Annotated in this window: 19 protein-coding genes and 1 pseudogene; 6 read left to right on the top strand and 14 right to left on the bottom strand. The window is 58.9% G+C overall.

The features are described from left to right. Positions 1-461: 461 nt before the first annotated feature. Positions 462-1,601, bottom strand: a complete 1,140-nt coding sequence (locus tag EOS_RS22350; RefSeq protein ID WP_047848886.1) for an acyltransferase family protein — start codon at positions 1,599-1,601, stop codon at positions 462-464. A gap of 278 nt (positions 1,602-1,879) precedes the next feature. Here EOS_RS22350 and EOS_RS22355 point away from each other — a divergent pair, with 278 nt between their 5' ends. From EOS_RS22355 to EOS_RS48210, 3 genes and pseudogenes are all read left to right on the top strand, one after another. After that, on the top strand, positions 1,880-2,170 hold the full coding sequence (locus EOS_RS22355) for a hypothetical protein (RefSeq protein ID WP_047847947.1): 291 nt from the start codon (positions 1,880-1,882) through the stop codon (positions 2,168-2,170). 354 nt (positions 2,171-2,524) lie between these two features. Next, positions 2,525-3,871 (top strand): IS110 family RNA-guided transposase, encoded by a 1,347-nt coding sequence (locus tag EOS_RS22360; protein WP_047848887.1) that lies wholly within the window; start codon positions 2,525-2,527, stop codon positions 3,869-3,871. A 254-nt stretch (positions 3,872-4,125) separates the two neighbouring features. Next, positions 4,126-4,287 (top strand): annotated as a pseudogene (locus EOS_RS48210) (IS5/IS1182 family transposase); the annotation flags it as partial. Between the two features lie 157 nt (positions 4,288-4,444). Here EOS_RS48210 and EOS_RS46380 read toward each other — a convergent pair. After that, the gene (locus EOS_RS46380; protein WP_152693161.1) at positions 4,445-5,701 is read right to left on the bottom strand and encodes a glycoside hydrolase family 71/99 protein; all 1,257 of its coding nucleotides are present in this window, start codon (positions 5,699-5,701) and stop codon (positions 4,445-4,447) included. 522 nt (positions 5,702-6,223) lie between these two features. Between EOS_RS46380 and EOS_RS48215 the strand changes: the two genes are divergently transcribed. Then, a complete protein-coding gene (locus EOS_RS48215) occupies positions 6,224-6,634 on the top strand; it encodes a hypothetical protein (protein ID WP_235442917.1) in 411 nt (136 codons plus the stop codon). Between the two features lie 213 nt (positions 6,635-6,847). Here EOS_RS48215 and EOS_RS22375 read toward each other — a convergent pair whose 3' ends face one another. Beyond that, positions 6,848-7,237 (bottom strand): hypothetical protein, encoded by a 390-nt coding sequence (locus tag EOS_RS22375; protein WP_047848889.1) that lies wholly within the window; start codon positions 7,235-7,237, stop codon positions 6,848-6,850. A gap of 742 nt (positions 7,238-7,979) precedes the next feature. On the opposite strand from EOS_RS22375, the gene EOS_RS47140 reads away from it, so the two are divergent. Further along, positions 7,980-8,492: a class I SAM-dependent methyltransferase gene (locus tag EOS_RS47140; protein WP_160312519.1), complete on the top strand. Its 513-nt coding sequence runs from the start codon at positions 7,980-7,982 to the stop codon at positions 8,490-8,492. 267 nt (positions 8,493-8,759) lie between these two features. On the opposite strand, the gene mdcH is transcribed toward EOS_RS47140, so the two are convergent. The 8 genes from mdcH to EOS_RS22420 are packed head-to-tail and all read right to left on the bottom strand — an operon-like array spanning position 8,760 to position 15,609. Continuing rightward, positions 8,760-9,698 carry a malonate decarboxylase subunit epsilon gene (gene mdcH / locus EOS_RS22385; RefSeq protein ID WP_047848890.1) on the bottom strand — a complete coding sequence of 313 codons (939 nt, stop codon included), beginning with the start codon at positions 9,696-9,698 and terminating at the stop codon, positions 8,760-8,762. Beyond that, a complete protein-coding gene (locus EOS_RS22390; protein ID WP_235442918.1) occupies positions 9,695-10,321 on the bottom strand; it encodes a malonate decarboxylase holo-ACP synthase in 627 nt (208 codons plus the stop codon). The genes mdcH and EOS_RS22390 overlap by 4 nt, the downstream gene beginning before the upstream one ends. Beyond that, on the bottom strand, positions 10,318-11,139 hold the full coding sequence (gene mdcE, locus EOS_RS22395) for a biotin-independent malonate decarboxylase subunit gamma (protein WP_047848892.1): 822 nt from the start codon (positions 11,137-11,139) through the stop codon (positions 10,318-10,320). The genes EOS_RS22390 and mdcE overlap by 4 nt, the downstream gene beginning before the upstream one ends. Further along, positions 11,136-11,981 carry a biotin-independent malonate decarboxylase subunit beta gene (locus EOS_RS22400; RefSeq protein ID WP_047848893.1) on the bottom strand — a complete coding sequence of 282 codons (846 nt, stop codon included), beginning with the start codon at positions 11,979-11,981 and terminating at the stop codon, positions 11,136-11,138. Before EOS_RS22400 ends, mdcE begins: the two co-directional genes overlap by 4 nt. Further along, entirely contained in the window at positions 11,978-12,280 is a 303-nt protein-coding gene (locus EOS_RS22405) for a malonate decarboxylase subunit delta (protein WP_047848894.1), read from the bottom strand. Before EOS_RS22405 ends, EOS_RS22400 begins: the two co-directional genes overlap by 4 nt. A gap of 15 nt (positions 12,281-12,295) precedes the next feature. Beyond that, complete coding sequence (locus EOS_RS22410) at positions 12,296-13,153, bottom strand: triphosphoribosyl-dephospho-CoA synthase (RefSeq protein ID WP_047848895.1); 858 nt, start codon at positions 13,151-13,153, stop codon at positions 12,296-12,298. A gap of 6 nt (positions 13,154-13,159) precedes the next feature. Then, complete coding sequence (gene mdcA / locus EOS_RS22415; protein ID WP_047848896.1) at positions 13,160-14,836, bottom strand: malonate decarboxylase subunit alpha; 1,677 nt, start codon at positions 14,834-14,836, stop codon at positions 13,160-13,162. A gap of 32 nt (positions 14,837-14,868) precedes the next feature. Further along, positions 14,869-15,609, bottom strand: a complete 741-nt coding sequence (locus EOS_RS22420; RefSeq protein WP_047848897.1) for a GntR family transcriptional regulator — start codon at positions 15,607-15,609, stop codon at positions 14,869-14,871. A 189-nt stretch (positions 15,610-15,798) separates the two neighbouring features. On the opposite strand from EOS_RS22420, the gene EOS_RS22425 reads away from it, so the two are divergent. Continuing rightward, entirely contained in the window at positions 15,799-17,106 is a 1,308-nt protein-coding gene (locus EOS_RS22425) for an MFS transporter (RefSeq protein WP_047848898.1), read from the top strand. Positions 17,107-17,189: 83 nt separating this feature from the next. Here the strand turns inward: EOS_RS22425 and speB are convergent, their stop codons facing one another. From speB to EOS_RS22440, 3 genes are all read right to left on the bottom strand, one after another. Continuing rightward, the gene (gene speB / locus EOS_RS22430) at positions 17,190-18,128 is read right to left on the bottom strand and encodes an agmatinase (protein ID WP_047848899.1); all 939 of its coding nucleotides are present in this window, start codon (positions 18,126-18,128) and stop codon (positions 17,190-17,192) included. Between the two features lie 10 nt (positions 18,129-18,138). Then, the gene (locus EOS_RS22435) at positions 18,139-18,681 is read right to left on the bottom strand and encodes a cupin domain-containing protein (protein WP_082163477.1); all 543 of its coding nucleotides are present in this window, start codon (positions 18,679-18,681) and stop codon (positions 18,139-18,141) included. 128 nt (positions 18,682-18,809) lie between these two features. Next, entirely contained in the window at positions 18,810-19,502 is a 693-nt protein-coding gene (locus EOS_RS22440) for a DUF1989 domain-containing protein (RefSeq protein ID WP_047848900.1), read from the bottom strand. Positions 19,503-19,525 lie beyond the last annotated feature (23 nt).

The raw sequence follows: 19,525 nt of genomic DNA on the forward strand, positions 1-19,525 counted from the left end.
GATTTTAGTAAGCAGCGCAATCCAACGGATCCCCACGCGTAAATCTGCGTGCGACGCTCGGCTCACATCTTCTCGCGCCACGGAAGCTAGTGTTGCGTCGATCGGTTGTGTTGCGCAGCCACTTTTCAAATTGCATGGCCGCTTTGGGGCGACCTGTCTGTCTCGTGTGGGTCGACTTCAGTTGTTCGGCATCGGACCGGGTTCGGCCAGTTTCTTTCGACGATGGTGTATGAATCGTTGACACCCATTAGCGGGCCAGGTGTCAAGTGAGCAAACAATACCCTCGACTGCCTGAGCAGCCGATTTCGATTCCAGTGACCGAATGCAGTAGCCGATCGCACCCGTTTCTTCGATTCATGGCTGCGACGGATCGCGCCAGACAATCGATGCAAGCGGTGCAGGAAACATGGTCCCGTAGAGCGGCGCGCAGAATTCGCGTCGCGGTGACGCGGGCCGCGGTGTCAAAGGCGGGCGCCGTCCGGACCCCGCGCTGAGGCGCGCAGCCACTGCCGTTTAACGAAGCGATCGAGCGGAGTCGCATAGCCTCGCGCGATCAGTGTGCTCACGGTAGCCGATAGCACCAGATAAACGCCGAGCAACAGCAGTTTCTCATTCCCGTGCGTCGCCGATGGCGGAAAGAGTGTGCGAAGCCCGCTGAGCACAACGAGATGAAACAAATAAAGCTCGTAGCTGAGTTTGCCGCTCCAGCGTAGCGGTGCCAGCAGGCGAGCGCTGTCGCGAGCACCATTGGCGTGCGCGCCGATCAGCAGCACGGCCGTGCCGAGCGCGATGCCGGTCACCCCGAAGACATGGCTTTGCGCGATGGGCCACGCAAGATAGAGAACCGTCATTCCGGCGACCGCCAGCCATTGCGTGCCGCGCATCGCGAGTGCGCGCCACAGAGGCCGGTCGGCCAAAAGCGCCGTACAGCAGCCGATCGCGATTCCGTCGAAGCACGCGAAGTTCGCGTAGAGAAATCCACCTTCGTCGCCCGAATGCGTCGCACGATATACAGGGCCGATCGCGACGATGAACGCCCAGAACGCGAGCAGTCGCCCATCGCGGCGTAGTGCTACGCAAAGCAGCGGAAACGACAGGTAGAACACCTCTTCGACCGACAGCGACCACAGCACGCCGAGCGCGTAATTGACCCAGCCGTGTGTGCCAATCAGCACGTTCATCCAGAAAGTCAACGACGCCAAATTGACCAGCCAGAACGACACAGGCACGCCAAGCGGCGCATGATTACGGAATATCGGCACGCTGGCCACCGCAAGCGCGTTGACGAGGACGAGCAGCAGGAGCAGGCACGGCATGATGCGCGCGATGCGCGACACATAGAACGTGCGCGCGTTGATTGCACTGAGACGGCCCCATCGACGCCGCGCGTTTGACGTGATCAGGTAGCCCGAGATGACGAAGAACATCGTGACGCCATAGTTGCCGTTTCGGACCACCGCATGCACGGCGTCCCAGCCGAATGTGCGCGCGACGGCCGTATCGCTCAGTGCGTAAGCGATGCTGAAGTGATGCAGCAGCACAAGCAGGATAGATACGCCGCGCAGTGCATCGATCCGCAGATTGCGTGGGCCGGCGCTCATGGCGTCTGTCCCGACGTCGCGTCTCGCGCGGGTAGCGCCTGCAGAAACGCGTCGCGCAAGGAGATGGTTACCTCAGCAGATCCAACCGCATCGCCGGTTAGAGTGCGACCGCCAAGGGACGCTCGACGGGACTGTCTACATCGTCGACAATTGATCTTCATTTCGCGGACGATATCGCACCCATGTTGAGAATAAAAGTATTCGTCGCGGTTCTATGCACAGTTTTGTTCGCAGGCAGCGCAGCTTCGGAACAACCACAGAGGCCACCAGGACCGGTAATGATGGTCCATTTCGATTTCTACCCTAAGGACCGGGCGCGAATTGGCGTTCTGGAACATCGGCTAGAAAGCGCAATTAAGCGCGCGGGTGTCGGCGAACTTGGTGAAACGGAATATCACATCGATGGCAATGATGGCTATTTGTATATGTACGGCTCCGATCCCGATCGGATGTATGTGGCGGTGAGTCCAATCCTGAAATCGTCCAAACTGATGAACGGCGCCGAAGTCACGAAGCACTACGGATCCCGCACGGAAACGACCGTGATACACCAAGACGGCATCCGATAGCGACCCGATTTTCGAACTCGCACACATCGCCGGACGGGAATCACATTTCAAAATCTCGGATTGAGGCTTCTCCGCATCAATCGGTCACGATGGTCCGCTAACGAGCGTAGTAACCGCTGCACGGCAGGCGTTCCGAAGAAACGTAGCGGCGGTTTCGGGTTTGGTAAGGTGGCATGTCGCGCCACTGAAGACCGAAATTTTAATGGTGCTATGAACGCCCGATTTCGAGCGTGGTCCGGGGTCACGTCGGCGACATTGGTGAGTTCGTGCGAGCGAACATCCCGTTTGAGAGATTGAGCAGTGACGACGTACCCTCAGCGGCGCGGCATTCCTCTATTAATTATGGAGTGGAGAATGGCGCAGCGCACGCGAGTCAAGCTGGAAATAGCGAACCCGAATGCCGCGGGAATAGATGTCGGTTCCGCAAGTCATTTTGTGGCAGTACCGCCTGATCGGGACGACCAGCCCGTGCGGGAATTCCGGAGTTTCACGGAGGACCTGGAGCGACTGGCGGATTGGCTGGTCGCGTGCGGCGTAGACACGGTGGCAATGGAATCGACAGGGGTGTACTGGATTGCCCTGTTCGAGTTGCTGGAATCAAGGGGCCTGAGGGTGTATCTGGTCAACGCCCGGCACGTCAAGAACGTCTCGGGCCGCAAGTCGGACGTGCTGGACTGCCAATGGTTGCAGCAGCTGATGAGTTACGGGCTGTTGTCAGGAGCGTTTCGTCCGAGGGACGAGATCTGTGCGTTGCGCGCGGTGATGCGACAGCGCGCAATGCTGCTGTCCTACCAGGCGCGGCATGTGCAGCATATGCAAAAGGCTCTCACGCAAATGAACGTGCAGTTGACCAACGTCATTTCCGATGTTGCCGGGGAGACGGGGCAGAGGATTTTGCGCGCCATCGTTGCTGGCGAGCGCGATCCGCTGAAGCTGGCTGAGCTCAAGCACGCACGAATTCGGGCGAGCAAAGAGGAGATCGCTAGGTCGCTGCGGGGCAACTGGCGGGAAGAACACCTGTTTGTCCTGGCTCAGTCGGTTGAACTGTTCGATGCCTATTCTCAAGCGCTCCAGCGCTGTGACGTGCAACTGGAAAGCATGCTAAGAACGCTGAGTCGAACCCAAGCCGAGCCTGGACCGTCAAAGCGACGTCGCATCAGCAAGGTCAAGAATGCCCCAAAGTTTGATGTGCGCACCTACCTGTTCCAAATCTGCGGCGTAGACCTGACTGCCATTGATGGCATCGACGTTAGTACGGCACTGAAGGTGATTGCCGAGGTCGGCCCCGATCTGTCCCGCTTCAAAAGCGCCAAGCACTTTGCCTCCTGGCTTGGCTTGTGCCCCGGAACCAAGATATCTGGAGGCAAGCTCCTTTCGGGCGCAACCAAAGGCAACGCCAATCGCGCCGCCCAGGCCCTCAAGCTCGCTGCCGTCGGACTTCGCCCCAGCCAGTCTGCCCTGGGCGCCTATTATCGACGTATGTGCGGGCGTCTAGACAAGGCCAAAGCCGTAACCGCCGTCGCACACAAACTTGCACGCCTGATCTACGCCATGCTCACCAAAGGCACGGCATACGTCGATCAGGGGCAGGCCTACTACGAGGAACGCTATCAGCAACGCGTGCTCTTTCACCTCAAGAAAAGGGCCGCTGCCATGGGGCTCGACCTCGTGCCCATACAGCCACAAGGACAATCTGATTGAAAATAACTCGTCTTTTCAACTACTTGAAATTGTTTCTTGAGAGATCTTGGAAGACCCGACAGGGTCATGAAGGGCCGATCACCGATAGGCAGCGGGCGGCCATGAGCGGTCCTTCGCAGTTGATTGGCGAACGTCTGCTGATGAGCAGCGAGTCGCCAGGCGAGCCAGCTTCTTTTTGAAGCGCTGTGAGCGGCGGTTTAGATTCCGTCGGTCATTTTGACCGACGACGCTTTTCGTTCGACCCGATTCAGAACGAAGGACTGGTAGTTGACATGCGCTCAATGCCGGCCAATCCGTACGACGGTCATACGCTGGCTGAAGCGTTGGCGCAGGCGGCGATCCCGAGGGACGCCATTTCGGAAGTCGCCATTGTCGATCGTGGATACAAGGGTGCCGCAGTCGACGGTATGAAGATCTACCACCGCTGGCTTGCGGCTTCGATCTTCGGACTCGCCATCGGGGCTCCATCTTCGCAATCCTGCACAGTTGACCGTTGGGTGGAAATAACGTGGGGCGGCTTCCGACAGCATCTCGCAATCAACGAGTTATAGCTATCATAGACGTCCCATTCGCTCAATTAATAGTTATCGAGTTCGAAACGAAGTTCTGCATGAAAGGAACTCCGATACCCTTCAGATAATAAGTTCCTGAGGTAGGAACGGTGAAGGAGCCAACACTTTTCGCCTCATCTTGAATGTAGTTATAGGTGGTGGAGTTGATTTTCTTCCAGAGCTCGAAGTGGTCGATGGTTTCCGGATGAGTAAGGCTTAGAGTTACCGTGTGACCGGAGACAGAAGCCGCTGCGGCCGAGCAGGTCTTAATTCCCGTTTCGACCTCCGTACCTTCTTCGTAATCATTCCAAGTAATTAACTGGAGATACGGTAACTGATGCGTAGAGCTGTAGTAGTTGTTTACTTGTGCAAATGTTGCTAACCAAGTTGCTCCACAGTTCTGTGGAATGTATTGCGGTTGGCCGTTATTCCACGCTGCAAGAGAGTTATCAAATCCTGCGAACGCCCCCCCGAAAGCAATCTTCGTCGGGTAGCTCTGCGCATTGGTGTAGAAGTAATCAGGTTCCGACATATCTGCTTGCGATTCCTGCGTGGGATACGGAGGAGGGTCTATCCACAAGAATGAACCGGCACTCTTGGTAATCGCAAATCCAGAAGGACTAGTTGCGTTATCTAGGTGGATCCATTTGATATTTGGGTAGTCATTCTGGACAGTCGTCCAGTTGATTCCGGATACAGCTGTCATCCCGAAATCAAATACAACTTGTTTACCTCCATCTGTTAGGTATTGCGAATTGGAAAAATAATGCGATTGCATGTATGCAAGACCCGCTAGCAGCGTCTGTTGATTATTGCATTGGTTGCACGGCTCAGATAGCATTCCTGCATCAACCATGATTGCGAATTTGAGTGATGGTGCTCCAGAAAAGTAAGAAACTGTGGTGTCCCACCATGGAGTAGTATTATCGGATGGACCGTACCAGTCTACGATTAGGCCATTGATTCCTCGACCTGCGACAGATGCCAGCATGTCCTGGATATAAGCTGGATCGTTCGAATTGTATCCGACATTGATACTACTGCCATTGTGCGTACCACTCCACCAAGGCATGTATTGCACATATACTTGTGTGGAGTTTCCAGAGTAAAGTAGCGAATGCACATCTAGTTCTGAGATATTGTTGGAGCCTGCGAGATCTCCATCAGATGCTCCAGTGAAATACGGTGCGGGAGTATTGGGTGCTAACAGATTATTAACTGTCTGGGCGTGAATCGGGAGAGATGCGAGTAGCGCTAGGGTTGATAAAAAGTTTTTCATGACTTAACTCCTGGAAAGTTGAATTGAATTCTATAACTTCCGTACGCTCCCCCGGTTGGGCGGCTTCAATCATCGCCCCTTAGTTATCAATCATCTTGCGCGCATAAGTTCGCAATTCGAGTACACATCAATGTAGTCATTCCGCATGGGACGGAATTGAGAAACCTGGAAATGCGCAGCTGCGCTTGATTCCGCATGCATAGAGATTATGTCCTTCGCAGACCTCTACATCATCGTCATTACGCAGCCGACTTAACTTGTATGTTCAGGATAGAGTTCTACGCGACTAATCCCTGAAATGCCATACTGCTTACAGATGTAGTCGTATTTAGCTTGAGAACGGCGCTCGGATGCACTGGGCTGGCATAAAGTCTGTGAGCGTCGGCGAGAGAGCGCTTGTAGATGCCATGGACCCGAAACCGTCATGCCCACGATGTGATTATTTGTCGCAAGCACGGGCAGGACCGATCATCTACCACCGGAGCGAAGTCCGTTTTGGTCTGCGTCTAGGAACGGCCGCTCTTGAAAGGGGTGGAGACGTCGGCAAAACTCGCCGAAGGGCTGGAACGGGTCGGACTGCGCCTCCTGCGTTCGGCAGAGTCCAGCCACGTACCGGGACGAATTCATCATCGGCCATATTGTCAAAGTAACGTTGCTGGAGTTCACGCCATCATGAAGCCCTTTTGCTTCGCAGCGGCCTTCGTCGTGCTCACCGCCGGCTGCTCCTCGACATGGTCGCCCGCGAATAATCAGACCGCCCGGCCAAGTCCGGCCGACACTGATACCTACATTCTGCACACTACTAACGGTGCGATGTCCGGTGACTCCACGTCAACGCCACCGAGGCTCAGAGTCGGTGTTAGCTATCCCGATACGCAATTGATTCTGCCGTGGTTCCTCAATGACATCGTCAACTTGATTAACTATCGCTAGTCTGACCGCGACTTGCTGCGGTGTGACTGGAAGCGGCTCCTGACGATCATGTCTGGGGCTGGCAACGCGGATCGGAGAACGTGCCAGTGCGGCCAGCTACGGCCATCGGACATCGCCGGCCAGATCGTTGACAAACAGGTCCGTCGCTAGGCAAAGGTCAGGTTGACGGCGACCGAGAGGGGACACAGGGTGCGCGTCAAGCAAAGCTCAGGATTAAAACCCAGGGGCTGGCCGCCAATGAATGGATGGCGGAAATGCTTTTCCGTCCAGGAAGGCTAGAAATATTTCCACTACCTGATCGGACATGAACCACTCATCCGACTGCATGGGAACGTTGCCCGCGCCGAACAATAGAATCGTGCCGTTTGGACGCACAGGACTGGGCTTGTCATGGAATGCCCTCCGCCGCCTTTCCCCGTCAATTTCGAATTGCTCAACCATGCAGGAGACGCCGCCACCTGCAACCTGCACATAATTTCCGGCGTCATCTGTCAAAGAGGCATAGGAGGACGGTCCATAACTTCGCAACGACTTAATTGCGCGGCTGATTTGAGCCTGCGTCGGCGCTGCGATGCCCGCTTTACCCTCAATGTTGAATTTCATTGGCCGATTTACTTCGATGCTAGTGGAGCACGGGTGGCATCGTACCAGCGCGTTAGCCGTATATGTTGAACGGCCGCTATCGGCAAATCCGAAGGGCCACTCCGGGTCGCGTGCCGCCGATCGCGGACAGGCAAGGGTCGGCCCGAAGCGGACGATCCGTGTCCGCGGCACCCATGTCCGGTTGCTCAATAGCTACGTTAGCTCTTGCATGCTGCTGAGTGCACGATCGTCGACGCATTGTCCCGATCGGACTTCGGTGCACGAGATGCTTCGATGCTATGACCGACAAGCCCGGCGCTCGGACCGGGTTTAATCATTGCTAGCATCCTGATAGATCCTGCTGCTATTTCACACCAAACGACCCGTAACTCACGATGTTCCGGTTGGCCATTACCGAGTCCAGTAGGCATACCGTAGGCAGCAAAACCTGAAAGTTCTTCACTTTAAGGAAAGCAACGTGACTACTAGTTCAACCCCACGCCCTAAATCCGCCTTAGCGAGCATCGCAGTTCCACCCAGATGGCGGGCCGCGTTGCGGTACTTACAATGGGCAGACAACATTTTCAAGTGGCGGCTGAGTCGTGCCGAGTGCCCTAACTGCAATGGCCACCTCTTTCTGTCACTGGGTGGCAGCCCATTCATGACGAGATGCTTAACATGCGGTACCAATGCGACGAACCTATCGTTGATTCCCGTGATCAAGTCGCATGCAGCGCACAGCAACATCGATAGGGTCTGGGAGATGTCGACCTACGGTGCGGTTCTCGCCTTCCTGAAAAGAACTTTCCACCATGTGACATCCAGTGAGTTCTTTTCTGAAGTTCCTTCTGGCGAAATCGTAAATGGGACTCTGAGCCAGGATGTCCAAAACCTGTCATTTGGGGACGAGAGCCTCGATCTGATCACGTCAAACCAAGTTTTCGAACACGTTCCAGACGATATACGAGGGTATAGCGAGTGCTTTCGAGTCTTGAAAAAAGGCGGCGCGTTGATTTTTACCGTGCCGCTATACGACTACGCCACAACGCAGCAACTTGCCGCGATAGGCCTCGACGGGATCAAGTTTTTTGGAGAACCGGAATATCACGACAGCCGAACCGGTGGACCGGAGTCGGCCCTGACGTTTTGGCGTCACAGTTACCATGATATTTGCGAGCGAGTATCAAAAGTCGGATTCTCTGCCCGCCTGGCAGATGTCACCATAGCAAAATCACAGCAGGTCCCAATGAAAGTGATCTACGCCATTAAAGCCTAAGCAGACAAACACGGAGTGTCTATGATCTTGGGGAACGCGTACACGGGAAAGCGCGACAATAACTTCAATCTGATCCGAATGCTCGCAGCGATAGCCCTTCTTGTGAGCGTCGCTAAACCGTGTCGGCCAGCGATGAATGTCCTCAACGGCCAATGACCTGCCGACAGAAGGATGAATGACCGCTGCACCGTCCCAGATAACGGACCTTCACCCGCCGATCCTTTCGCAAAAATTTCTCTCAATGTGTAGTATTTACTGAAACAGATTTCACTTTGTCTGGCACCCGCCACGTGCCCGTATCAGCGCGGCGGCCGATGTAATCGATGTCTGCTCCACAGCGACCTTCGCGATCCCAGGCAGCGCGTCTTCGGCTAGTTGCGTCAGCGTGCGCCCCGGCGGCATTTCGACGAACACCTGCGCTCCGAGTTCGCCCAGTACGATAGTCGAGTCGTGCCAGCGAACGGGATATCGCAGGTTGGTCGCGAGGTCGGTGCGAATGACATCGGCCTGACGCAAGGGCCGCGCGCCGCGATTGCTGATATACGGAATCGATGGCGCACGAAACGCGATCCTGCTCGCGGCTTCGGTGAGTTCGCGAGCGGCATCGTCGAGAAGCACGCAATGGGACGGTACGCTCACCGCAAGCCGCTCGGCCTTGCGCGCGCCGGCTTTTAGCGCGCGTTCGCGCACGCGGTCGAGATCCGCGTCGGCGCCTGCGACCACGATCTGTCGCGGTGCATTCAAGTTCGCGATGTAAGCGGCCTGCGTATGAGCATTCGCGATCACCGCGTCGAGCTCGCGCTCGCCAAGACCGGACACAGCGAGCATTCCGTAACCCTGCGGATAAGCGCGCTCCATCAATTGCGCGCGCAGGTGCAGGAGCTTTAAAGCGTCATCGAAAGAAATGGCTTCGCACGCGACCGCCGCGCCATAAGCCCCCACCGATAAACCTGCCACCACGTCCGGCACGATGCCTTCATCGTGTAGTGCCCGCACCGTGGCTACACCCGCGACCAGCAAGCTGATCTGCACGGCGACGGTCGAATTCAATGCATCGGCATGGTCGAGATTGAGCACGTCGATATGCAGCACGTCGGAGGCTTCTTCGATGGTCTCAGCAATCCGTGCGTGCGGCGTGGCGCCGCCGAGCGTGTGCAAAAAGTCCGCGAATTGCGAGCCTTGACCGGGGAAGAGGAACGCGATCATGCGGCGCAATCCGCCTGCCAGGGATCGGCGACGAGCTTCGGGCCATCGGCGCAACGCATCATCACGCGTGCGCCCGGGTGCGCGAATTCGGCCAGTGAGAACGCGGCGTCATGCGTCTGGATTTGCATATCAACGCGTGTGCCGTGGTCGAGCGCTGCTTGGGAGAGAGCATCGAATAATGTCTTCGCGGTGGTGCGGTCCAGTCGCTCAGGCGCGCGCATCAGCAGATCGAGATCGCTCGTTTGCGTGACCGTTGGACAGCCACTCGCCAGTTCGAAGCCGACGCTGCCGGTGGGTCCCCAAACGTAGCCGCTTGCATTGCAGAGGGGGGAGATCGCTTGAAGCAATGCAAACGCGGGCAAGCTCTTGCGCGTCATTAAAGGCTTCAGCTTCCTAAGCGCTTCCGGCCTCAGCACCAGTTCAACATAACGCGGGTCAAGCCAGGAGCCAAAGCGTTCGCCGCGTGTCTCGCCCCGAACGCCAACCGCGATCAAGCCGTTCAACGACACGGCCCGTCGAACCACCACGAACGGTGCGCGTTTCAATGACGCCGGGATCCACGCCGGCGCATCCGAAAAATTGGGCGTACCTGGCGCAAGCCGCAGCAGATCGTGTGGGCTCACGACGCGTCCCATTGCTCCGCCATGCGCTTGCGGACTTCTATCGACGCCGCGCGAATCTGCTTCGCATCCGCCGATTTCAATCGCGACGACAGATCGCGCGGTCCTTGCCGAGCATCGTCGATAGCCGCGATCAACGATGCCCGCACGCGTCCAATATCTTCTTGTCCAGGCGTATCCGCATCAATGCCGGCAATCAGCTCATGCAGCAGCCCAAGCTTCGCGTAAGCGCTCATCTTGTACGACATAGGCAGCACGCGGTCGCCGAGTTCATCGAGTCCTTCCACATTGCGCCGCGTGACACGCGCGGCCGCTTCCTTGCCCATCGCGTGCACGCTGATGCCGTCCGCGTCCAGCGCGATGATCCGGTTCGCCTGATAACCATGCGCGAGGAACGCGCCGGACATCGCCGGGCCAACGATCAGCGCAATCACCGGATGTCCGGCAAGCCGCGCACTCGCGTAGGCATCGACGGCGGCAGCGCACGCGAGATGGACGCCGAGCAATTCTTCGCGGCGTCCATAAGCCTGGCTTTTCACATCGACGATAGCCACGATAGGACGCTTGACCGAAGTCTCGCGGTCCGCATCTATCGCGTTGCGTACGGCGCGCGCGAGCAGCCAGCCTTGTTCGAGGCCGACCACGTTATCGGTTGCGCGCGGAAAGCGGTTATGCGGATCGGGAACGACGGTGATGAAACGCGCGGTCGTCTCGCCGAGCGGCGCATCGGCGTTGCGGATCGGACCTTCGTTGTTCGACGCCGATCCTTTGCCCGACGTCAACGCGTCGAACCAGATCTGCCCACGTGATGCTTCCATCATGCATCTCCTTGCCAAAGCGTCCGCAACACAGCGGGGTCGATTGTCGATGGATCGACGCGCGCAAGCCGTTCAAGTTGCGCATCGACCTGTTCTGTTCGATGGCTCGCCGGCACACCGCGTTCGAACGCGCTGAGCACGGCGTCGCGAACCTGATTCGTATCGTCTTCCACGAGAGTATCAGCAAGACCCACGGCGGTACGTTGTTCGCCGCCAATCATCGACCAGATAAGCCGACGATCGCGTGAATCGAGCTCCTCCACGCCCGCTTCCTGTTCGATGACTTCAGGTCCGTTCATCCCCAGCCGCGCCTGCCGTGTCATCACGAGCCGGCTGCATAAGGCCGCCGCAAGCGACATTCCGCCGAAGCAGCCCACCATGCCGCCGATCACACCGACGACCGGCACGTATCGACGCAACGCGACGATCGCCGCCTGAATCTCCGCGATGACCGCGAGCCCGAGATTCGCTTCCTGCAGCCTGACACCGCCGGTTTCGAACAAGATCACTGGCCGTATCTTGCGGCCCGCTTCGAGCTCGCGCACAGCCAGTTCAAGCGCCGCCGCGATCTTCGCACCCGACACTTCGCCGATGCTGCCGCCCTGGAACGCGGGCTCGATCGCAGCGATAACCGCCGCCTCGCCACCGAGCTTACCGCGTGCGATAACCACGCCGTCGTCGGACTGGCAGACGACATTCTGCATGGCGAGCCACGGCGATTCCAGCTGGTCGAATGGCCCGATCAACTCGCGAAAGGTGCCTGCGTCGAGCAATGCACGGGCGCGCTCGCGTGCGGTCAGTTCGATAAAACTATGCTGCGCGATGAAGATATCGTGGGCGCTCACGGTGCATCTCCTTCGCTCGCTTCAACCGCTTCGGCGAGGCGCAACATGACGACACCGGGCGTCGCGCCGAAGTCGTTGAGTTCGAGTCGGGCGGCGCCGTCGTAGCGCGAGAAGAAACGGTCGAGCACGCTTTTCCAGACGTGTTCATAACCGTCCACGCTCGTGCGGATCACGACTTCCGCGTGTTGACTCTCCGATGGCGACAGCAGGATTTCCAGGTCGCCCGAGCCGACCACGCCCACATGCGCGCGTTGCGGCACGGGGCGGGTGGCGGGATATTCATAGCGCAAGTTTTCCATGGCGTGTTCTCCGCGTCAGTCGACGCGCGGCAAGGTGTCGAGGAAGAGGGTGGCGGCCAGCAGATCCGCGGCGCCACCGGGCGATGCGTTCAGTTCGGTTAGCCGGTGATCGAGACGGGTGAGCGCGGCGCGGCCTTGCGGTTGCGCTGCGCCGCCTGCTTGCAGCACGTCGCGCGCGCCGGATTGCGCCGCTTCGAGCGCGACGCGGCCGCCACGATGCAGCACGCAGGTGTCATCGAGCGTCGCAATGATGGCGAGCAACGCATCGAGCCGCGCTTCGTCTTCGGTCGCGCCATTCGCACGCGATCGATGCAACGCGGGCAAGCCGGCTTCGAGCACGTGCGGAAAACCCTCTGCGGCCTGCCCGCGCGCGCCCGCCACGCCGAAGCGCTGGACCACGCGCGCACCGTTACTCAACGCGTTGGGCGACGGCGCGAAACGATCGTCGAAGCGCGCGATAGCGGCGGCTTGCGCACAGAGTACGGAGGGGTCGCTGAGCGGACTCATTGCGGCAGCGGCGCATAACAAGCCAACGACCCAGATCGCCCCACGATGCGCATTGCTGCCATTCGTTGCACGCAGCATAGCGACTTCACCTTCGCGGCCGATACGCGCAAGTTGCTCACGCAGCCGTTGCGAGGGTTTTTCGCCAATGGCTGCGCACGCCAGCTCAAGAAAAGTTGATCGCAACGAACGCGCCGAACGAAGCATGGTGTCGAGGTCGAGATCGCGATGCGCACCGCTTCCACGCCGGTCCACCAGCGCGGGTTTCGGCGTGAGGCACGCTTCGTCGATCAACGCTGTGACTGCTTTATCCGCGATGATCGATGGGTCGCAGGCAATGTCGAAGAATACGGGTTGAGTGCAGGCCATCGCGTTTCACCAGCCGCGGAATTTTGCCGGCGGCTGATACAGCCCGCCCGACCACGCGACCAGATCGTCGATACTCCGTGCCGCCAGCAACGAGCGTTTCGCTTCGCCGCGCCGGATGCCGAGGTCTTCCGGATACGCAACAATGCCCCGTCGACGCAATTCCGCCGTCTTGGCGGGGTCGGCGCGCATGCCGATGGGTGTCACGCCCGCCACCGCGCTCAACGCCGCACGGCGCTCCTCCACGCCTTCGGCCGCGTGCAGATACGCGATCCCTTCTTCAGTGACCACATGGCTCACGTCGTCGCCGTAGATCATCACCGGGGCAATCGGCATGTTGCTCTGCTTGCCGACGGCGATGGCATCGAGCGCATCCACAATGGTCGGCTCGCCGCCCTTCTTGAAGGTTTCGGCGGTTTGAACAACGAGCTTATGACCGCGTCCGATCGCGTTGTTCGGCCCGTCGTTTTTCATCAGCGATAACCACGCCGCGCTCGAATGACGGCGTCCGCGCGGATCGTGTCCCATGTTCGGCGCACCGCCGAATCCGGCGAGGCGGCCGAGCGTCACGGTAGATGAGTTCGCGTCGGCGTCCATCTGCAGCGTCGAGCCGATAAACAGATCGACGCCATATTGACCCGCAAGCTGGCACAGCACGCGGTTCGATCGCAGGCTGCCGTCGCGGCCGGTAAAGAACACATCCGAGCGCGCTTCGATGTAATCCTCCATGCCCACTTCGCTGCCGAAACAATGCACGCTTTCCACCCAGCCGCTTTCGATAGCCGGGATCAGCGTGGGATGCGGATTGAGCGCCCAGTGCGTGCAGATCTTGCCTTTCAGGCCATGCGCCGCGCCATAGGTCGGCAGCAGCAATTCGATCGCGGCGGTATCGAAGCCGATGCCGTGATTCAGCGCCGTCACGCCATAACGCTCGTAGATGCCGCGAATGGTCATCATCGCCATGAGGATCTGCAACTCGCCGATATGACGCGGATCGCGCGTGAACAGCGGTTCGACGGCAAACGGCCGGTCGGCCTGCACGACTACATCGACCCATGAACCTGGAATATCGACGCGCGGCAATTCGTCGACGATCTCGTTCACCTGCGCCACCACGATGCCATGACGGAACGCAGTCGCCTCAACGATGGTCGGCGTGTCCTCAGTGTTCGGACCCGTATACAAATTGCCGTGGCGATCGGCCTGCACCGCGCAGACCAGCGCGACTTGCGGCGTCAGGTCGATGAACATGCGCGCATACAACTCGATATACGTATAGATCGCGCCGATCTCGAGTTGCCCGTCTTCGAGCAATTGCGCCACGCGCAGGCTCTGCGGCCCCGCGAACGAGAAGTCCACTTTCCGGGCAATGCCACGTTCGAACAACGTCAGATGTTCGGGCCGGCTGATGCTGGATATGAGGAGATGCACGTCGTGCACACGTGCCGGATCGAGCTTGGCGAATGCGCGCGAGAGGAAGTCGGCTTGCTTCTGGTTGTTGCCTTCCAGCGCGACACGATCGCCGGATTGAATCAGGGTTTCGAGGGCATCGACGATGCGTTCTGCTTTGAGCACGCCGTTGTCGAGCCAGCCTTCGATAGCCTTCAGGCGCCGGGCCTTTTCCAGTGCACGCGTGTTCCACTGACGCGGTGCCGGGACGGTTTCAGCTTGGGCGGGAGGATTCATGCGGTGGCCTCGGTATTGAATGGATCCAGCGATCAGGCTGACCGCGAAGTGGAAGCACGGCGGCGCTTCTTCGGCTGCGCGGCTTGAGCCTGCATTTGCGCATCGTGGAGAAAACGATAAACCAGTTCGCCCGTCGCGAGCAGATGGCGTGCGACAAGTGTTTGGGCCGCTTCGGTATCGCGGGCGCGCAACGCCTCGAGAATGGCTTCGTGCTCGGCGTCCGACTGGCCTTTGAACGTGGGCATACCGAACTTGAGCCGCAGATAACGCTCGCCTCGCCGATGCATCGTACCGATCAGTTCCATCAGATGAGGACGCTCGGCGGGCGCATACAGGCTCATATGGAACTGCTCGTTGCGTACTACATACAGCGCAGGGTCCGGCTCGTTGGCCGCGGCCTCCAGCAATTTGCGCGCCTCAGCCAGCGTTGCCTCCGTATGACGTTCGATCGCGATACCGATCGCGAGACTCTCCAGCGACGCGCGGATCTCGTAGATCTCGCGGGCTTCATCGGGCGATTGCAGACTCACCGATGCACCGCGATTCTGCTCGATAGTGACCCAGCCCTCGCTGTCCAGTTGCCTGAACGCCTCGCGTACGGGAATGGCGCTGACGGAGAACTGCCTGGCGATAGCGTCTTGCCGCAGCGGCTCACCCGGCAGCAGGGTGCCTTCGACAATCGCCGAGCGCAACGCGTCCGCTATATAACGCGGCGTGCTTTGGCGCGGCTCGAATTGCGCCTCGCGGAACAGGGGATTCAGCTCGTTTTTCATGCTTTTTCCTACCGAAGCTAGGTACAAGTGCGGAGTGGTCAACAGCTCGTTTTCAAATATTATATATGAAATTGCACTTTAGGCCGGGAACGCAAGACCCGGTGCTTACCCGCAGACGCCCGGTCAACCGAAGAGAGTGCGTCGCTTATATCAGGTTCATATCAGGTCACACCTACGAGGAAGACAGTCATGCCAAGCACGCTGGAACGTTCGATAGGCGCCGCCCGGCGCACGCGTACGCCACTTAACCGGACCCAGATAGTAGGCTTCTGGGGTGCCTGGGCGGGATGGACGCTCGATGGCATGGACTCGTTCATCTATGCGCTGGTACTGGCGCCCGCGCTGACGGAACTGTTGCCGAGGTCAGGCTACGCGGCCACGCCGGCAAATGTCGGATTGGCTGGGTCGATCCTGTTCGCGCTGTTCCTCGTGGGTTGGGGGCTGTCTTTCATTTGGGGGCCGCTTGCCGACCGCTTCGGGCGCACCAAGGTGCTCGCCGCGACCATCTTCACCTTTGCGATCTTTACCGGGCTTGCCGCGACCTCGCACACGGTGTGGGAGCTGGGCATTTATCGCTTTCTTGCGGGCGTGGGTATTGGCGGGGAGTGGGCGCTGGCCGGCACTTATGTTGCTGAAGCGTGGCCGGAAGATCGTCGCAAGATGGGTGCGGGTTATCTGCAGACGGGGTATTACGCTGGCTTCTTCATGGCCGCTGCACTTAACTATACGATCGGCGCAACCTTTGGCTGGCGCGCGATGTTCCTGGTCGGCGTAGTGCCGGTGATCGTGTCCATCATTGTGTTGCTGCGCGTGAAGGAAACCGACAAGTGGCAGAAGGTCGAAGCAACGGTGGTCAAGCAGGCCAGTTCGTTGCGAACGATTTTTTCCGCGCAATATAAACAGCGGACCATCGTTGCGACGGTGTTGTTGACCGTGGCGATTATTGGCCTGTGGGCGGGGGCCGTGTACGAACCATCCGCCGTCATTCAACTTGCAACGAAGGCCGGCATGACGAAGGCGGACGCTGCACGAACCGCATCGATTGCGACAGGCTTGTTGTCGATCGGCACGATTATCGGTTGTCTCGCGTTGCCGCCTATTGCCGAGCGTATTGGCCGCAAACTTACACTGGCGGTGTACTTCGTGGGTATGGCGTTATCGATCGTACTGGCGTTCGGCTGGGCCTTCTATTTGGAGAATGGGCTTGTGCCGTTTATCGCGTTGCTGGTGGTGCTGGGTTTCTTCGGCGGCAACTTCGCGTTGTTCAGCCTGTGGTTGCCGGAGCAGTTCGAAACCCGCGTGCGTGCTACGGCGTTCGCTTTCTGTACATCGATAGGGCGGTTTTTTGGGGCGATCGTGAACTTTGGGATCGGCGCAATGGTGCTGCACATGAAGACGCTCGGCGTGCCTATTGCACTGACTGCCGTTGCGTTTGTGATCGGGCTTGCGGTGATCCCTTTTGCGCCGGAAACGAAGGGGCAGGACTTACCGACATAGGATCGCTCGCGCCGGCGAACGGGTTTGGGTTTTCGTCTGCCGGCGCCGGTGGTCGGGGGCATCACCCCCGACCACTAAGGCTCTCATTCGAATCGCCGCGCCAGCAAACACAGGATTTCATACATCAGCGTAGCGGCAACAAGCGCAGTATTACCGCTCGGATCGTAAGGCGGTGACACTTCCACCACATCACCGCCGATCCAATTCAACCCGTCGAGTCCGCGCAGCAACGCCAGGGTTTCACGCGTCGTCAGCCCACCTATTTCAGGCGTGCCCGTACCGGGCGTGAAGACCGGATCGAGCCCGTCGACATCGAGCGAAAGGTAGGTCGGGCCATCACCCACCACCTTGCGTGCTTCATCGATGATCGCACCCACGCCCCGTGCCTCGAACTCTTCGATAAACACCACCCGCATGCCGCTCTCCAGCGAATAGCGCCAGCCTTCGTCGGAATTCTGCGCACCGCGAATGCCGATCTGAATGGTCCGCTTCGGGTCGAGCAAACCCGCTTCCACCGCACGGCGAAACGGTGCGCCGTGCGTGAATTTCGATCCCTTGAAATTATCCCAAGTGTCCGTGTGTGCATCGATATGCACCATGCCGATAGGTTGCTTCGGCGCCATCGCCTGGAAGATCGGATAGGTGATGGAATGATCGCCGCCCGCGCTCAACGGGATCTTGCCAGCCGCGAAGACGGGCTCGAAGAAACGCCGGATGTCCTCATGCGAGCGTTCCAGATGATAGAGGTCGGTGAAGGGCACATCGCCTATATCGCCCACGCGGCAGACATCGAACGGATTAAAACGTGTCACATGATGGATCGCACGCGTCATGCTCGACATGTTGCGAATCTCGCGCGGACCGAAACGCGCACCAGGTCGCGCTGTTACGCCGCCGTCGAACGGCACGCCGGCCAGCACGATATCGAGTTGATCGATACTCGTGCAGTACGGCACGCGCATGAAGGTGGGAATGCCGCTGAAACGGGGTAACGCCATCTGGCTTCGATCGGTGCCGGGCATGAGGTTCTCGTCAGAAGGTAGGCGGTGTATTGGTCCACAGCACGCGTGTCACAGTCTTGCCGGGGTTGCGATAGCTGTGCGGCACCGTGCTGGGGAAATAGAAGGTGTCGCCGGCATGCAGCAGATAACAGTCATCGCCGAGCGTCAGTTCGAACTCGCCTTCAATCACATAACCGAGTTCTTCGCCTGCATGGCTGATCTGCTCGTCGCTGCTGGCAAGCGGGGCGATCACGTGGATATCGCTTTGCAGCAGTTGTCCCGCAGCGGGCACGATCACCCGTTCAAGCATGATCGAAAGACGCTTGCCGGCAGACGGGAACTCGGTGGTGGGACGCTCGTTCGCACGCTGTACGGGCGATGTATTGATGTCCGGTCCCGAGACGAGCGCACCCACGTTGGTCGACAACGCCAGCGCGATCTTGTGCAGCGTGGCAAGCGAAGGCTGCGCGTGGCCGCCTTCGAGTTTGGACAACATGCTCTCCGAGCAACCGGCCTCCGCTGCGAGCGCTTTCAGCGTCAACTGCTTGACCATGCGCGCGTGTTTGAGACGCACGCCGAGCGCCGCGGCCGGATCGGGCTGCGCTTCGAGCGGCTTGGCTTGTGCCCGGCGCGGGTTCGCCGGTTTGCGTGTTGCAGTTTTTTTTGTGGCCACCGGGAAGGCTCTTTCTAAAAGTAGGGGATCTACGCGAGCACCGTGAACTCGACTTCCAGCGGATTGAGCGCGTTGATCGGAATAATATCCTGCGGGCAAGCGGACATCACCACGACGCAATCCATCAGCGCCTTGATATCCACGTAATCGCTCGCCTTCGATACCGGCGCGAGCCATTCGATCGAATAGTCCGGCTTGATCGGAATGTTCATCCACAGGTTGAACGGTTGCGGCACTTCGCGGGCGCGCAGACCGATTGCCTTCAGCGCCATGCGCATGTTGTCGGCGCAGTTATCGTGATAGCCGGCTACGCCCAGGTTCTTGTAGCGATACAGGTCGCAGGCGGCCATCAGCGTGTCGTGCACACCCGGCGATGTGTCCGTGACGAACTCGGCAATCGGTCGGCGATGATTGGTCATCAGCGGATCGCCAGCCTGCGGAATCACCTTGTCGAGCGATGCGCGTGCATGTTCGAATGACAGGAATTCATCGAGGTGATCGGCGTTGAAGATCCACGTATCGCAGACCTGGGTGCCATGTGTATTCGTGATGCGGATCGTCTGGCCCGACTTCACGCGCACCGCGCGGCCATTGCGCGCCGGGACCGTGTACGTCTTGCCGATCTCGGGCGTGCCGTCGGCGGAAATGGGTTCGCGCAGCGTGGCGTTTTCGCCGAGTGCGTGGCTGTTGTCGTGACGATGTTCAACGTGCGGCGTGCTCATGGTGACTCCTTCGGTCGTATCGG

The organism is Caballeronia mineralivorans PML1(12), assembly GCF_001028175.1.
GTDB lineage: Bacteria > Pseudomonadota > Gammaproteobacteria > Burkholderiales > Burkholderiaceae > Caballeronia > Caballeronia mineralivorans.